This window comes from Selenomonas ruminantium subsp. ruminantium ATCC 12561 (assembly GCF_000424065.1).
GTDB classification, from domain to species: Bacteria; Bacillota; Negativicutes; order Selenomonadales; family Selenomonadaceae; genus Selenomonas_A; species Selenomonas_A ruminantium.
The window spans coordinates 24,869-40,862 of record NZ_AUJE01000011.1 but is presented as its reverse complement, the minus strand read 5'-3'; the positions used below and the strand labels follow the sequence as shown (position 1 = coordinate 40,862).

Sequence of the window (15,994 nt, the reverse complement as noted above, 5' to 3'; positions counted from 1 at the left end):
TGCACTAAATAAGCCCGCTGACTGATGATGCTTTCCCGTCGCGTTTGACAAGCCTGTCTAAGCAGAGGGAAAGTATTATCAGTCAGCGGGCGTCTTAGTAGATCGCTGTAATGCGCACCTTTATATATAATGTTATTTTATTTATCCAACGATTTTACTTTAGCGGAAATAACCGTCATCGCAACACAGAGACAAACTAGCGCCGTCCCCAGGCCAATCCAGCCATTGCCGGTAAAGCCGTCCACCACATAACCAATCAGCGAGCAGGCTGCCACGGTCATAACGTAGGGCAGCTGCGTGCTCACATGGTCCAAATGGTCACACTGCGCACCGGCTGACGCCAGTATCGTGGTATCGGAAATCGGCGAAGCATGGTCACCGCCCACAGCACCGGAGAGGATAGCGGCCACACAGATGGTCAGCATCTGCGGGTCAGCCCCTACGACAGCTACCGCAATAGGAATCAAAATACCAAAGGTTCCCCAGCTCGTGCCGGTCGCAAAGGCCAGACCAATGGCCACGAGGAAGAAAATCGGCGGCAAAAGCATAATCAAAGTCGCATTCGCGCTGACAATGCCGCCGACAAAGCCGCCCAGATTCAGATACTTGTCACTGCAAATACCCGAAAGCGTCCAAGCCAGGCACAGAATGAAGATAGCCGGTGTCATGGCCTTGAAGCCCCAGCCAAAGCTGTCACAGAAGGCATTGAACGTAATCACCTTGCGGGGCAGGTAGAGCAGACCCGTAAATACAAAGGCGATAAAGGAGCCCAGCACCAAGGACTTGGAAGAATCACAATCCGCAAAGGCATCGGCAATGCTCTTGCCCTCGTGAATCCCGCCGGTATAGAGCATGCCGTAAACGCAGGCGGCAATCAGCACCAAAAGCGGCAAAATCAAGTCAATTATCTGGCCATTGCCCTGCTGGTCCTTGTGTACTTCGCCGCTTTCCTGATATTCCTTGGGAATCTCAAAATGCTCATTGCTGCGCTTGACATCATGCGCCATCGCCCCAAAGTCCTTGCCCGTCCAAATGATGAAGAACAGGAAGATAAGCGTCAGCCATGCATAGAGATTAAACGGAATCGTCTGAATAAACAGCGAGAAACCATCAATCTCCGAGCCTTCCGGCAGAGACGAACCAACAGCCGCCGCCCAGCTCGACACCGGTGCGATAATGCAGATAGGTGCTGCCATAGCATCGATGATGTAGGCCAGCTTGGCGCGGGAAATCTTAAACTTATCCGTCACCGGACGCATAACCGTACCTACGGTCAGGCAGTTGAAGTAGTCATCAATAAAGATGACCAGACCCAAAAGAGCCGTGATCAGGGAAGCCTGACGCTTGCCTTTAATCGTGCGCGCTGCCCATTCACCATAAGCACTGGTGGCACCGCTACGGGTAATTGCCGCCACTAAGATACCTAAAATTACCAAAAATACCAAGATGTTGACATTGCCGCCCACCTTGTCCGCCATAACCTTAAACATGGTCAGCGTGGATTCTAAGAAGTTGCCCCCTGTAAAGAGCATGGCACCGGAGAAGATACCAACGATCAGGGACATGTAGACTTCCTTTGTCCACAAAGCCAGTAAAATAGTGATAACTGGCGGCAGGATGGACCAAATCGATTCAGCCATAACCTACCTGCTTTCTGCTATACATTAGCGAAATATTTTCCTAATACAATACACGAACCTAATTGTATAACATTTTTTGCATAGTAGCAAGAGCATTAAGGCATTTTTTGCAAGTTTATTTCTCCGCTGAGCGTTCAGTTTACATCGTGGTGATAAGGCGTCAGAGGTCAGGGGATACATTTCGTCCACTTAGACAGGCTTGTCAAACGTTCCCGAAAGGCATCCCCTGACCTCTGACTTAGTGCCTGCTATACGCTTTCTCCCACCTGGTCAGGCTCATCAAACGCTGCCGAAAGCCATCCCCCTATCGCCGGGCTTAATACCTACTATATGCCAGTACGCACGAAAACAGCCCGTGGACTGGTGATGCTTTTCCGGCGCGTTTGACAAGCCTGTCTAAGCAGAGGAAAAATATTATCCGCCCCCGGGCGTCCTTCGCGCCACGACGTAAACAAAATCAATGCCTGTAATCACACGCAATAAGCCCGTTGGGGCTGGTGATGTTTTCCGCAGCTTTTGACAAGCCTGTCTATGGCGAAGGAAAATATTACCAGCCCCAACGGGCGTCTTAGCATATAGATGTTAACTTATCCCAGCGCACTAAACGCATCCGCAAGCTGCGCAAATTCCGTAAGCGAAAGCGTTTCCCCGCGCCGCGTCGGGTCAATGCCGGCACGTTCCATGGCATCGCGCACCTGCTCTTTGGGCAGTCCACCGCCTTTTAACGCATTAGCCAGCGTCTTTCTACGCTGACCGAAGGCGGCTTTGACCACGCGGAAAAACATCTTTTCATCCTGTACCGCAACGGCCGGCGTTTCCCGCACCTTGCAAGCGATAACCACGCTGTCGACTTCCGGCGCCGGAATAAAGGAGCGCGGCGGTACATCGAGCACGATTTCCGGCTCAGTGTAATACTGCACGGCTACGGACAGCGCGCCGTAATCCTTGCCGCCCGGCTTTGCCACCATGCGCAGGGCCACTTCCTTCTGCACCATGGTGACCATATGGGTGATGGGCAGATGACGCTCCAGTAGCGCCATCAGAATCGGCGTCGTGATATAGTAGGGCAGATTTGCCGCCACCTTGAAGGGCTTATCCCCCATGATTTCAGGGATATTGACCTTGAGGATATCGCCCGGCACAATGCGTACATTATCGTAACCTTTGAGGGTTTCCGCAAGAACTGCCGGCAGCTTCTTATCCAGCTCCACCGCCGTGACATCGGCACCGGCTTCTGCCAGCCCCTGCGTCAGCGTGCCGATACCGGGGCCGATTTCCAGCACGCGGTCGCCTTCCTCAATCTGCGCCGCATCCACAATACCCTGCACGATGCCGGCATCAATCAGGAAATTCTGCCCCAGTTTCTTGCTCATGCGCAGGCCAAATGCCTTCAGGATATGGGTCGTCACTTCCCGGCTGGCAATTTTCGGCTGTATGGCTTTTTCGCTCATGCGTTTTCCTCCCCTTCTGCATTCAGTTCTGCTACGGCACGTTCAAATTCTTCCCGCGTCACGCCGTAATGATTGAGCCGCTTCAAAAAGGTCTTGGCATTGGCAAAGCCCAAGCCCAACTTCGCACCCAATTTTGCCCGGCGGCTGGCGGCGGCATTTGCTCCGGACAGGTCATTGACGATTAAATCTGCCCCGCTGAAATTATTGGTCGGCTCCCAGTCCATGGTGCGGACTTTCTCCAAGGCCTTGCGAATGGCGTCAGGCTTTGCCTGTTCGATGCCGATATCGTCATTATCCGTGGCATCTTCCACCGGCACAAAGGCGTGCTTGGCATTGGGGAAGCGCTTAGTGAGATAGCTACGAATTCGCTCGCCTGCCGAGTCCGGGTCCGTCATGATGATGATGCCCCGCTTTTTATAAGCCTGCTCGATATTTTTTAACGCCTGTTTTTTGAGATTAAATCCTTCGGTGATGATGCAATCGGCCTCCACGGCCTTGTCGATGGCCACAACGTCCATCTTGCCCTCCACCACCAAAACTTCCTTTATCATGGTAACTCCTTACTTCTTTAACATCTGCTCCACCAGCGTGTAAACCTCCTGATGGATTGCATCAATACTACGGGGATCTTCCCCGGCGTTGCAAATGACTTTATCCCATTTATATTTGTCGGCCAGTTCTAGATAAGCTGCGTGACAGCGGTGCAAATAAGCGGTATCCCGCTCATGAATGTCCTTTTTCGTTGCTGTTTCCTCAGCCCGGGCCGCAATGAGCTTATCGGCTACCTCTGGTGCCATATCGAGGAAAATCACCTTATCCGGCACCGGCAGGCCCATTTTGACGAACTCAAAATCCCAGAGCCAGTCCAAAAAAGCCTCCCGCTCGTCTTTATCCGTGAGTTTTACGGCCTGATGCACCATATTGCTCGTAGTATAGCGGTCAGCCAAAATGATATCGCCAGCCTCGTAATAATCGCGCCACTTGCGCTGATAGGAGGCAAACCGGTCAACGGCAAAAAAGGTCGATGCCGCAAAGGCATTCACATCGGCTGCCTTTTCGCCAAAGGCGCCGCCTAAGTACATGCGCACGAGCGCCGAGGAATCATCGGCATAATCGGGAAACTCAATGCGGTGTACCTTATGACCATCTGCTTTCAGATGGTCGTAGAGTGCCTTGGTCTGTGTTGCCTTGCCGCTGCCGTCGCCAGCTTCAATTATGATTAACTTGCCTTTCATCTGTTCTTATCCCTCACAATTTGGATGGTTTTGAGTGTCGTATCCGCGGGGCCAACGACTTTCAGCCCCAATTGCTGCATACTGCGGATATAGTACATGGCCGCCGGTTCAATCACATCGCCGGGCGCCAATATGGGAATTCCCGGCGGATAGAACATCACCTGTTCAGCGGCAATACAGCCAGCCGCTTCCTCAAAGTCGATAGTCTCCCGTCCGGCAAAAAACGCCGCCCGCGGTTCAAGCCCCAAAGAAGGTACCGGCGGAATCTCCACGGGCAGGACAAGTTCCTGCGCCCCGGCAAACTGCTCAGCCAGCCCCTGCAGGGCATTGGTCAAAATCCGTACCTGTGCTTCCGTATCTGCATAGGAAATGATAAAGAGCAGATTGTAGGCATCGGACAGCTCACACTGAATCTTATACTGATGGCGCAGAATGGACTCGGCCTGCACACCGGTAATGCCCAGCCTGCGGACACTTACCGTGACCTTGGTCAAATCCAATGACTCACCGTCTGGCAGATAATCTGCCCCAAAACTACACAAGCCGGGAATTTCATTGACCGCCTGCCGCAGTTTTTCCGCGAGGTTTACCGCCCGGTTTACTAGTTCCGTTCCCTGCTCGGCCATCTGCAGGCGGGCAATATCAAGTGACGCCAATAACAGCTGATTGGGACTCGTGGACTGCAAAAGGCTGGCCGCCGAGCGCACCCGCTCCAAATCCACGCGAGCCGAACGCGCCAGTAATATGGAGGTCTGCGTCATAGAGCCCAAAATCTTATGGGTACTCTGTGCCGCCATATCCGCGCCAGCATCTAATGCCTGCTGCGGCAGCTTATCGCTGAATTTCAAATGAGGGCCATGTGCCTCATCCACCAGCAGCAGCATATCACGACTATGAACAAACGCTGCCACAGCCGCCAGATCAATGGTTACGCCATAATACGTAGGATAGACCAGCAAAAGCGCTTTGGCTTCCGGGTGTTCGTCTGCCGTTGCCACGATATCTTTTAATTCCAGCCCCATGGGAATTCCCAAAACTTTATCAATACGTGGCTGAATATAAACTGGCGTAACACCGGCCAGAATCAGTGCACCAATCATTGAACGATGCGCATTGCGGGGCACCAGTACCGTATCGCCGGGGCTTAGCGTTCCCATAATCATCGCATGGATGGCCCCGCTCGTGCCGTTAATCATGAAATAAGCGGCATCGGCTCCATAGAGCTGCGCCGCAAGTTCCTGCGCTTCTTTTATGCACATGGTCGGTTCATGGAGGTCATCGAGTTCCTCCATCAGGGAGACTTCCTCTTTTAATCCCTGCGGGGTTATAAGCTGCCGCAGGAGTGGATGTGCCCCCAGCCCCTGCTTGTGCCCCGGTGTATGAAATGCGAGAGCGCCGTCTCCCGCGTAGGCTTTCATCGCCTCCGCAACCGGCGCTCGCAATTGGTTTTGCTCTGTTGTCATTTACCTCTGCCCTTTTTTTCGGGAGTCTTGATTACCTTTACCTCTTTGGTGTCATCCTGCGGGACCTGCAGTGGTACACGCAGATGTACCCGCGTGCCTTCGCCCGGTGCAGACGTGAGTTTAAAATCCGCGCCGATAATTCTGGCCCTTTCCTCCATGCCCATTAAACCAAAATGGTTATGTGCTTCCGCAAGTTCCGGCGGCAAAGGTTCACCATTTTCATCTAAGGCTTCCGGTTTTGCCTCCGGGTCAAAGCCCTTGCCATTGTCCTCCACCAGTACCGATACTGCCGTTTTGGAGTACAATAACCTGACCTTTGCCCTGTCCACCTCCGCATGATGACAGATATTATTCAGTGCCTCCTGCACAATGCGGAAAATAGCTATCTCTACATGCTTGGGCAAATCATATACCTTGCCGTCCATGGAATAATCAATAGCCAGCGTCCCCCGCGAAGCCAGACGGCCAATAAGCTGATTAAGTGCCGGCACCAGTCCCAAATCGTCCAGAGCCATGGGGCGCATATCGAAAATAACTTCCCGCACACTGCCCAAACAGTCCCGCATCTGCTGACGCAGTTCCTGTAAGGTGTGCTTGGCTTCGTCCGGGTCATAGTCCACCAGTTTTTCAGCAATCGAAGTCTGGAAAATAAGGTTGGCCAAATCCTGCGCCGGCCCATCATGAATTTCCCGGGAAATACGGTAGCGTTCTTCCTCTTGCGCCTTGATAATCCGTGCTCCCACAAATTTTTCCTTTTGTACGGCTTCGATTTTCCAGATTACGCCATTGACCTGTGTACTTAAATAGGAAAGAACTGAACCAACAGCCAGGGCCAAATGCTCTGCCTGAGCCAGCATAATCTGCAAATTCCGCAGGCGCAGTTCCAGCTTATCCCGCTGGGAACGGAGATTTGCTTCCTTCTCCCGTTCCACGCCCAAGGATACCTGCACATTTTTTACCGCTTCATAGCTTTCCCGCACCTTTTCCTCAGAATAATTCTGAAAGTTGCTGCTGACCTTGACCAGCTTTTGCTTTTCCTGCTGCTCCTGTTTGGAGAGGGCATCGACCCGTTCTATGGTCTTCCGGGTCTGCTCCCGCAAATCCTCGAGCAGCTTGCGGCTGCTTTCCACTTCCGAGCGGGCAGTCTCGTAGATTTCAAAAATCTGTGTTTTGTTATCTTCTATGGTGTTTATGGTGTTGCTTAATATTTTTTTCAGGGACTGTGCCTGCATCCCGCCCATTTCGGCAGGGAGGCTCCCACCATGCTGGTCTGCCATATTGGCCTCCTTAATGCTGCCGCACCTCGTTATAAAAACTTATTTTTTACGCTTGCCGATAAAACGAATCACCAGCAGCCCCAAAATGCCCCCTGCCAAAATATACAAATCCGTCAGTTTGAACAGGGACTCCATACCATTTTCCTGCAATTTGGTGTAAACTGCCAAAATGACCAAAAGGACAACGAGGATATTGGTAATAACTTTCCCGTGAGTCTTAATGAATTCTATTTTCTCCACCCTCAATTCTTTACGAAATACAATCTTACACTTTAAATTATACTAAAAAACCACGGCAGGTCAAGAGTATTCCACCCTTGCCCTTGCTTTTATCCTAAAATGCCATTAAAATAAGAGGGTGTATTATATATCCATAATCGAAAGGTGATACGACCATGAGCATTTTTTCGCGTTTTCTGCCCAAGCGCAAGCCGGTAGAAATCAAAAACAATATTCCGAAGGAAAAGGAAAACATCAAAAAGACCTTCGGCCTTTACTGCCACAAACACCATGACACCAAGGACGATAAGCTCTGCCCCAAATGCACAGCACTGCTCGCCACGGTGATGACCAAGATGAACCGCTGTCCATACGGCATCACCAAGCCCATCTGCGACCGCTGTGACCGTGCCGCTATGTGCTTTGGCGCCAAACAGGCACAGGAATTCATGGCCATTATGAACGGCACGCAGAAACGCATGTTCCTGTCCCACCCGATGATGGCCATCAAACACAAACTAGCCAGCATGGGCGTAGATTACGCCAAGTTCCAGCAAGAAAAGAAAATCAGCGACAAAGTAAAGGCAAAAGAAGAAGCCGCTAAAAAGCGCGCTAAAGACCGCAAGGAAAAGAAATAACCCCCAAAAAGCAGGCTGCATAACGCGGCTTGCTTTTTTTTGATTAAGAAAATTTTTTTCGAGGCGAAAGGCGGCGGAAGGGAGAGGCAATGACTTTCGTCTGCTTAGACAGGCTTGTCAAACGCTGCCGAAAGCCATCGCCTCTCCCTCCCGCCTTAGTTTTAGCCCTCTTGAATCGTCTTAACATATAACTGTAATGTACGCAATAAGCCCGTGAGACTGGTGATGTTTTTCCGCAGCTTTTGACAAGCCTGTCTATGGCGAAGTGACGTTATTACCAGCCGCTGCGCGCCTTTACACATCCATGTAATGCATGCACTAAGCCCGAGGGGGCCGGTCGTGTTTTTCCGTCGCGTTTGACAAGCTTGTCTAAGCAGAGGAAAAATATGACCGGCCCCCTCGGGCGTCTTAGCACCACGCCGGAATCCATGTACGCACTAAGCGCGGTGACTGGTGATGCCTTTCCGCAGCTTTTGACAAGCTTGTCTATGGCGAAGGAAAGGTATTACCAGTCACCGCGCGTCTTTATTGCTCGATGTTAAAAACGGAACTTAGACAATGCTTCCTGCTGGTCCTGCGCAAGTTTTGCCAGGGACTCGCTGGCTGCAGCAATTTCTTCAGCCGAAGCAGACTGTTCTTCCGTAGCAGCGGATACGGCCTGCATTTCGCTGGCCACCTTGCCGCTGTAGCTGTTGATATCGTTCATTTCGCTGGCGATATCGTTGGTCGCATCGGCCATGGCATTGATGGATTCCGTTACCTGCGTGATTTCGCCGGATACACCGACTACAAGCTGATTGATTTCCTCAAACATGGTACGCAGGGATTCTACGCTCTGTGCACCTTCGACTACCGCTTCCCGGCCCGCACGCATCGAGAGCACGGCTTCTTCCGTATCGCCCTGAATCTCCTTGATGATTCTGGCGATTTTTTCAGCGGACTCCTTGGATTCCTGTGCCAGCTTGCCAACCTCACCTGCTACTACCGTAAAGCCGCGGCCATGTTCACCGGCGCGGGCAGCTTCGATGGAAGCATTCAGCGCGAGCAGGTTGGTCTGCTCCGCAATCCCCGTCATGGTATCTACGATTTCGCCGATTTCCTTGGAACGCTCACCCAGACGGTCAACCATCTTAGCCGAAGCCGTAACGGTTTCCTCAACGTCCTTGATCTGACGGACAGAAGCATCGATTGCCTGATTGCCCTTTTCCGCACGCGTTGCCGCTGCATTGGAATTTGCCTCTACCTGGTCGGATTTCTGGCGGATTTCTTCTACAGATGCTTCAGCACTCTGAACCGCTTCATTGCTGTCCATTACGGACTGCTGCTGATGTTCTACGGACTCAACGACTTCCGTAGCGGACTGGGCCACCTGCGTTGCGGCCTGTGCAGCCTGACCGGCGCTGGCGGTAAGTTCCTCAGAAGATGCAGCCAGCTGTTCAGAGGATTCACTGACATGACGCATCAGCTTATTAAGCGTCTTGCGCATATCCTGCATAGCCGCTTCCATCTGACCGATTTCGTCACCACGCGGCTCATAAGAACCATTGAGTCTGAAGTCCCCATCTTTCATGCGGTTGCATTCCATAACCATCCGGTCCAGATTCGTCACAATATCCCGGACGATGAAGAAGGCAATCCCCATCAGTACAGCAAAACACAGCACAGTCGTAATGATCATCAAATACATTTCACTGGCATTGCGTTCTGCAATTTCCTCATTGAGGGCCTCGGCATTGTCATCTGCCACTTTCTGCAAAACCACCAAGCTCTTTAAAAGATCCTGTGTTACACCGGCTTCCACGCCTTTGTAATAGTTCCAGGCTTCCTGAGGCTTACCGGCATCAGCCAGCTTACGGGCTTCCCGAATGCCATTTTTATACTCTGCCCATTTTTTCTCCGTATTAGGAATTTCGGCAGCGGCCTGCTCAGCACGCATTCCCAGCTCCTTATACTCCGGCCACTTCGTTTCATAACTGTTCATGGCCTCATCAATCGAGGCATTAATCTTTGCATCCTTGGGGTCGATGATATGCTTTACGATGCGTACCTGAATCATACGCATATAGTTGATTTCATCGCCCAGCATACGGGTTGCTTTCAGCTTACGATTGTACATGTTGTCAAGGTCATCCCCCGCCTTGCTCATTGCACTGTAACCTGAAAAACTCAAAATTGCCATACCGACGATGCCGATAACCACCAGCACCAAAATCTTCGCTCCAATCCGAACATCTTTCAATCTCATTTCCTCACATGCCTTTCTACATTGGCCGTATCCCTGCGGCCGCTCGAGTGTACTTACGTCTTATCCCACAGTGTTATCCCGAACACTTGCTAAACCATATCACAGGTTTAGGACTTTTGCACTAGGAAAGTTTATTCAAAATCTGCTAATTGATTGCTATTTTCATACAAATTAAAGAAAAAACCATCAATCGCCTTTCGATTGATGGTCATTTTTCTGATTTAGCTTATTTTAATGCATTATATCATTATTTTTTCATTAATATTTCATGAAAATGTTTATTGTATACTTCCTCACGAACTATTCACGTTTGGTTATGGGCGTTTCTCTCTGTCTGCAATTCCGCAATGGTAAGGTTGCGCAAGTAGGAGCGGTGTTCCTCATCACGCTGGTAAACAAAGCCTACATGATGGACAAAAGGCTCAATGGTGGCAATCTTTAATAAAGGCGTAACCACCAACAGCTGCAAGTCGAGTTTTTGGAAAAGCTCCAGACCAAACCTTGCCGATTCATCGGAGCTCTTTAAGAATGCTTCATCAATCACGACAAAGCGGAAGGACTGTTCGCCCACCCTGCGGCCCCGCAGACCGAAATTGTAGACGATGCTGGCAGCCAGAATGGTATAGGCCAGTTTTTCCTTCTGCCCGCCGGATTTGCCGCCGGAATCCGTATAATGTTCATATTCCGCATCCGTGCCGGATACCGGATTACGCCATAATTCCGAAGCGGCAAAGACAAACCAGTTGCGTACATCAATGACTTCATTCCGCCAGCGGGCATCAATCTCCGTCATGCCCGGCCGGCCCTGCAGTCGTTCCAGGATTTTAGCTACCTGCTGGAATTTTTCCTCGCTGTAGCTGTTTTCCTGATTATCACACAGGGCATCATCGGTACAGGCCCGCAGTTCCCGGCGAAAAGCACTTATCGTATCACTGACTGCCGGATTGCACTCAATCTGAATATAACGACCTTCGTTGTAGTCAATTTCTGCCAATGAATCATTAATCAGCGCAATACGGTCACGAATCTCATGACAGGCCTCGTCTAAATGCGTCTGGAAGAGCGCAATCTGATTAATGGTGTTCTCCCGCAAAAGATGACTGAACCGGCTTTCAAATTTCGGCAAATCATCTTCCTGCAGCCGCTGCAGCAAGGTCACATAATCTGCACAGCTGTCCGGATCAGATAGCAGTTCACTGCCCGCCTCCGGATAGGCCTGACGGAATTCCGTCATCGCCGTAACCAGTTCTTCACCGTTTTTGCGCTTGTCTTCACCTGCCTGATGTGCCCGAGCATTTAACCACTGGTTATACTCTTTTTGCTGGATACTGCGTTTTTGCGGATCAAATTGCGGGCTGCCCATTTTTTCCAGGGCCAGTGCAGCATAATGCTGCAGCAGTGGATATCCCTTTTCCCGTTCAGCCGCATCGGTTCCCACGAAAATCTCCTCATCGTTAACCATTTCATTCTTCGTTTGCCGCATGCGCTCTTCTAATTGACTGCGCTGGTTCCGCGCACTTTCCAGACCGGCATATTCCCGGCCAATTTCGGCTTTCAGCTGCTGTTCCTCTTCCTGCAGCTGCCGTAAAACATCATTTTCCACCTGCAGTTTCTCTACCTGCTCCTGCAGCTGTGCCATTCGCTGCTGCAAAGGCTCCAGATTGATTTCAGTAAAAGAGGCCACCACTTCTGCCCGGACAATGGCCTCGCTCTGCTTACGCAGTTTTTGCCCTGCCCGTTTGGCCTGATTTTCCTTCTGACGGAAAAAGTCCTGTTCTTCCCGCTTGCTGATGATTTCGTCCTGCAGTGCCTGTATCTTCTTCAGGTTGGAAAAGCCCAATACATAATGACGCTGGTCATGGATATCATGCCGGTCATCTTTTTCATGCCGTTTGCCTCCTGCCTTCACCTGACCAGCCTTAGTCAGGGCAAACCGCTGCTGTCGGAATTCCTTTATGCTTTCACAACAAATATGATTAAAGCGGGTAAGCAGTTCCGCTTCCAGCCAGGCCGACAAGGGACTGTCTTCCTTGAGCTGCAGTTTCCGGCACACGGCATCATCGGCTGCATTGTCATGAACCTGTTCCGGATAGGCTGGCACCCGGAAATAAACCATGCGCATCTTGAGGTCATGCTGTTCCATAAAGTCAGCGACCTCGCCATAATGAGCCTCCGGCACCAAGAGTGAGATGCCAAAACTGTGCAAAAGCCGTTCAATAGCGCCTTCCCATTCGGCTTCCTCTTCCTTGACTGCAATCAATTCGCCGGCAAAAGGCATTTCACTTTCAGCCAAATCCAAAGTCCTGCAAATTTCTTCCCGGATTGCAATAAATTTTTGCGGGATATTGGATTTACGCTGCGCCAGAGAATCGATTTCTGCCTGAATGCGCCGTTCTTCCTGTTCCATCTCCAGACGATTGGCCCGCATCTCACTTGCCTCACGCCCTAATTCTTCCTGTCGTTCCTCCAATTCCGTCTTACGCTGATTCATGTGCTCATGAACAGTGACAAACGACTGCTCATCTGCCGGTATGTCCATATCCAGCAGGGACAGTTCCTGTTGGAATCTTTCCCGTTTTTCTTCACAACGGGCTTTTTTCTCCGTGACCATATCCAGCTGATGGCGCACCTCATCAAGACGGGCGCCGCCATTGCGGGCAATATTTCCCTGTAACGCAGTAAGTTCGCCCTGCTTCTCCTGTACCAGCCTGCTTTGTTCAGCAATCTTCTGTTCCAGCTGTTTCAACGACTGTTCCATGGAGGTCATTTGCTCTGCCCGCGCCTGATAATCCTGCTGGGCATACCAGCTTTCCAAAACCGCCTGCATGGCCTGCGTTTCTGCCTGTTCGCGGCTGGCTTTTGCATAGCTTTGTCCAAGTTTTTCGATGGGCTGAAGCATCTTCTGCTGCTGTTTGGCCTTCTGCACCGCCTGATGGGCCGCTTCCAAATCGTGATACTGCCGCAGCATGAGCTGCACTTCCTGCTCCGTATCCGGCACTTCCAGCATATTCTGCCGCACAAAACTGGTTAAACTGTCCACTTTTTTCATGGATACGGTCTGCTGGAATAAATCCATCGCCTGTACCTGCCGGATACCAAAAATCTTGCGGAACTCATGCCCATACTGGGGATAATCATCAAAGGTCTTGATAAAACTGTCTCGTTCCAAATTTTTGCGGAAGGTGCGCATATCTCCGCCGATACCGGAAAATCTGTCCGTAATGGACAGCGTTTTTTGGGCGAGCACATAAAAACGCTTGGGTGAAGCTGCCGTTTCATCAGGGAACCAAAATACCTGCGCCAGCGTCACGGTACGGCCAAAGTTTTTGTCCGCGAACACCCCCAGAATCACGCTGTACTTATTTTTATCACGCAGGGCTTCCGGACGGCCACCGCCATTTTCCGTACGTTTCTGGCCATAATACCCCCGCACATAGGAGGCCAGACTGCGTTCCTTGGCGCTGGCATCGGCAGCCTTGTTGTACGTTACCTTGCGGGGCGGTACGAGCAGCGTCAACAGAGCATCTACGAGTGTAGACTTGCCTGAACCCACATCACCGGTCAGAAGCGACATTTCCCCATTCAGTTCCAAAGACCATACCTGCTCATCAAAGGTTCCCCAGTTATAAACTTCCAGCCGTTGCAGCCGAAAGCCCAGCGGCACCTCTGCCGCATTATTCATGGTGAACAAATCCACCTAACAACCCCTCCTCTCTGCTGTCGTCTCGCTCAGCCTGTTCTGTACCGCTGCCGGCATGGAGCTTTTGTCCATGCTCTTCATACTCAGCCAGTTTGGCGGCAAAGTCACTGAGCCACTGGGCATCAACGAAACGGCGCAGCACCGGCCGCACCTCATAGTTTTCTTCCCCGCCCTTTATCTTTTGTAAAAAACCCAGCTGCACAACCTGGTTGATGATATGCTCAATATTTTGGCGGTATTTCATTTCATTGGTGTTCACGGGCAAAAACGGCTCCATGCGCCGCATGATATCAGCAAAACTCAGCACCAGACGGGTATCACCGCTGGCCGTATCCTGCTGACCTAAAGCCTTGCGCAGTTCGACCAACAGCATGGACACCGGGTAACTCAACGGATAACGCTGCACCAGATGAGGCAGGCTGCTGTTTTCCTCCTGCTGCAAATAAGCGTATTCATCAACTTCATCAAGAATCAGCACCAGTCCTAAACGATGGAAATAATCCCCCAGCGCTGCCCGTTCATTTACAATACTCTGCCACAGGACCTCATCTTTTCCCCGGCTCACAATTCCCTTTAATAACATAATCGCCGCCCGCGAAAAATTTTCTTCGCTGCGCTCTGCGATTTCTTCTGCTGTACTCAAAAACTCCCTGCTCCTCTCCGAAAGGTAATCTGCTCGCAGACCGCCTGTAATTTATGTCCATCACGGGCAAAGACAATATGTTCCAGCTTATCCTCGGCAAAAGCAGCCGCCTGCTCCTTACTGGCCAATACCATATAGCCCAAGAGTTCTGCCAGTCCATGTTCCAAGGGGTAAACCGCCAAAACCTCAGCCAAAGTTATCTCGGCCCGTTCCTGCAGACACGCCTGCACATTCGCCTTTAATTTTTCCTTATCCACAACAACCTGATTAAAAATCGCTTCGATACTGCCGTGGCTGCCATCACCGGCCACCAGTTCCGGGCTGTCCAGCCGCGTCTTCTTCGGCGGAGCAAACAACCGGCGCTCCATGGGCAGCTGCACCTTGGGCAGAATATCCATTTCCATAAACACGCCCTGCGGCATCTCGTTACGCCTGTCCACAGCCTTGCTTTCAATGCGCCCAATAAGCTGATAAATACTGCGTTCTTCCCGCAGATAATCCTCATCGACATAGCGGCGGATCTGCGCAGAAAGCTGCGCCAGGGTCTTTTGCACGGCAGCAGCCGCCTGTACCCATTCATGATGGATATCCGCCAGACTGTGCTCCTGAACAAGCGCCTTCACCGCCGGCGTATTTTCCACTCGCTCCAGTGTTTCCCGCAGATCATCCTGCTGCTGAGAGAACATCAAAAAACGCCAGAATGCCATAAAGCTGCGCCCCTGCTCAGATTTGCGGATAATGTCGCTCTCACTGAAAATCTTTTCTAAAAGTTCCCCTTTTCCCTTGGTCCACTTCACCACATCAGCCTGTACCTGACGGGTCAGTTCACGGAAGTTCTCCTCAACCTCACGAAAATCCGCCAGTATCGCTTTGGCTGTGGATTCAGCCTGTAAGAAGCGCTCCTTTATCTGCACCTCGTCCAAGCGGGGTCTTACTTCCCCCGTATCTTCAATTGTCTGGATTTCTGCCGCAATCTTTTCCGCCTGCCCTCGCAAACAGGCCAGACGATGTTCAGCATTGGTATCCGTTTCCTGCTCAATCTCATGCAGCAGGTTAAACACCGTACGCAGACGGGACTCCGTACCGATAAATTCCTGCTTTTGCAGCCCCGCCAGCCACTCCACAGCCTTCTGAGCGGGTGCCGTCAAATCGTAATACCAATCCCCGTGATATTCATACTTGCGCAGCCAGCCGTAACTGCTGTCTGCCCACATTTCCAGATAATCCTTGGGTGAGCGGGCAAATGCGCCGTCCTGCTGACTGCAATCGTAGAGAAACATATCCAGAGCATCCAAAAGCTCCTGCGCTTCAATCCCCCGCCGCTTAGGCGCAATAAACACCTGATAGAAAAATGCTGCTGCCAAAGGCGCGTAGTCCGCCCGCAGCAACCGCCAGGCAGCGTGATTTTGCCGCAGGGCCTGCAAGTGTTCATAGGTCATATCGTGATGATTGGGCAAAAAAATTCCCCCTAACAAAACAAAAA

At 51.3% G+C, this 15,994-nt stretch carries 12 protein-coding genes; 1 reads left to right on the top strand and 11 read right to left on the bottom strand.

The genetic code is table 11. The features are described from left to right. Nucleotides 1-137: 137 nt before the first annotated feature. The 7 genes from G598_RS0106175 to G598_RS0106145 all read right to left on the bottom strand — a co-directional run bounded on the left by G598_RS0106175 (nucleotide 138) and on the right by G598_RS0106145 (nucleotide 7,312). A complete protein-coding gene (locus G598_RS0106175) occupies nucleotides 138-1,640 on the bottom strand; it encodes a Na+/H+ antiporter NhaC family protein (protein WP_026766205.1) in 1,503 nt (500 codons plus the stop codon). 587 nt (nucleotides 1,641-2,227) lie between these two features. Then, nucleotides 2,228-3,091, bottom strand: coding sequence for a 16S rRNA (adenine(1518)-N(6)/adenine(1519)-N(6))-dimethyltransferase RsmA (rsmA, locus tag G598_RS0106170; RefSeq protein ID WP_026766204.1), 864 nt, complete (start codon nucleotides 3,089-3,091; stop codon nucleotides 2,228-2,230). Further along, nucleotides 3,088-3,642, bottom strand: coding sequence for a ribonuclease M5 (gene rnmV / locus G598_RS0106165; RefSeq protein WP_026766203.1), 555 nt, complete (start codon nucleotides 3,640-3,642; stop codon nucleotides 3,088-3,090). The genes rsmA and rnmV overlap by 4 nt, the downstream gene beginning before the upstream one ends. Nucleotides 3,643-3,651: 9 nt before the next feature. Further along, nucleotides 3,652-4,326: a dTMP kinase gene (locus G598_RS0106160; RefSeq protein WP_026766202.1), complete on the bottom strand. Its 675-nt coding sequence runs from the start codon at nucleotides 4,324-4,326 to the stop codon at nucleotides 3,652-3,654. Then, entirely contained in the window at nucleotides 4,323-5,789 is a 1,467-nt protein-coding gene (locus G598_RS0106155) for an aminotransferase class I/II-fold pyridoxal phosphate-dependent enzyme (protein ID WP_037363392.1), read from the bottom strand. The genes G598_RS0106160 and G598_RS0106155 overlap by 4 nt, the downstream gene beginning before the upstream one ends. Then, the gene (locus G598_RS0106150; RefSeq protein WP_026766200.1) at nucleotides 5,786-7,066 is read right to left on the bottom strand and encodes a sensor histidine kinase; all 1,281 of its coding nucleotides are present in this window, start codon (nucleotides 7,064-7,066) and stop codon (nucleotides 5,786-5,788) included. The genes G598_RS0106155 and G598_RS0106150 overlap by 4 nt, the downstream gene beginning before the upstream one ends. 39 nt (nucleotides 7,067-7,105) lie before the next feature. Next, complete coding sequence (locus tag G598_RS0106145; protein ID WP_211221517.1) at nucleotides 7,106-7,312, bottom strand: hypothetical protein; 207 nt, start codon at nucleotides 7,310-7,312, stop codon at nucleotides 7,106-7,108. Nucleotides 7,313-7,461: 149 nt separating this feature from the next. Between G598_RS0106145 and G598_RS0106140 the strand changes: the two genes are divergently transcribed. Next, nucleotides 7,462-7,923, top strand: coding sequence for a nitrous oxide-stimulated promoter family protein (locus G598_RS0106140; RefSeq protein ID WP_026766198.1), 462 nt, complete (start codon nucleotides 7,462-7,464; stop codon nucleotides 7,921-7,923). A gap of 538 nt (nucleotides 7,924-8,461) precedes the next feature. Here G598_RS0106140 and G598_RS17230 read toward each other — a convergent pair. The 4 genes from G598_RS17230 to G598_RS0106120 form a co-directional block, all read right to left on the bottom strand. Next, nucleotides 8,462-10,168 carry a methyl-accepting chemotaxis protein gene (locus tag G598_RS17230; protein ID WP_080656964.1) on the bottom strand — a complete coding sequence of 569 codons (1,707 nt, stop codon included), beginning with the start codon at nucleotides 10,166-10,168 and terminating at the stop codon, nucleotides 8,462-8,464. A gap of 304 nt (nucleotides 10,169-10,472) precedes the next feature. Next, entirely contained in the window at nucleotides 10,473-13,865 is a 3,393-nt protein-coding gene (locus G598_RS0106130; protein ID WP_026766197.1) for an ATP-binding protein, read from the bottom strand. Then, complete coding sequence (locus G598_RS17225; RefSeq protein ID WP_051180013.1) at nucleotides 13,843-14,511, bottom strand: DUF4194 domain-containing protein; 669 nt, start codon at nucleotides 14,509-14,511, stop codon at nucleotides 13,843-13,845. Before G598_RS17225 ends, G598_RS0106130 begins: the two co-directional genes overlap by 23 nt. Then, on the bottom strand, nucleotides 14,508-15,968 hold the full coding sequence (locus G598_RS0106120) for a DUF3375 domain-containing protein (RefSeq protein ID WP_026766196.1): 1,461 nt from the start codon (nucleotides 15,966-15,968) through the stop codon (nucleotides 14,508-14,510). Before G598_RS0106120 ends, G598_RS17225 begins: the two co-directional genes overlap by 4 nt. Nucleotides 15,969-15,994 lie beyond the last annotated feature (26 nt).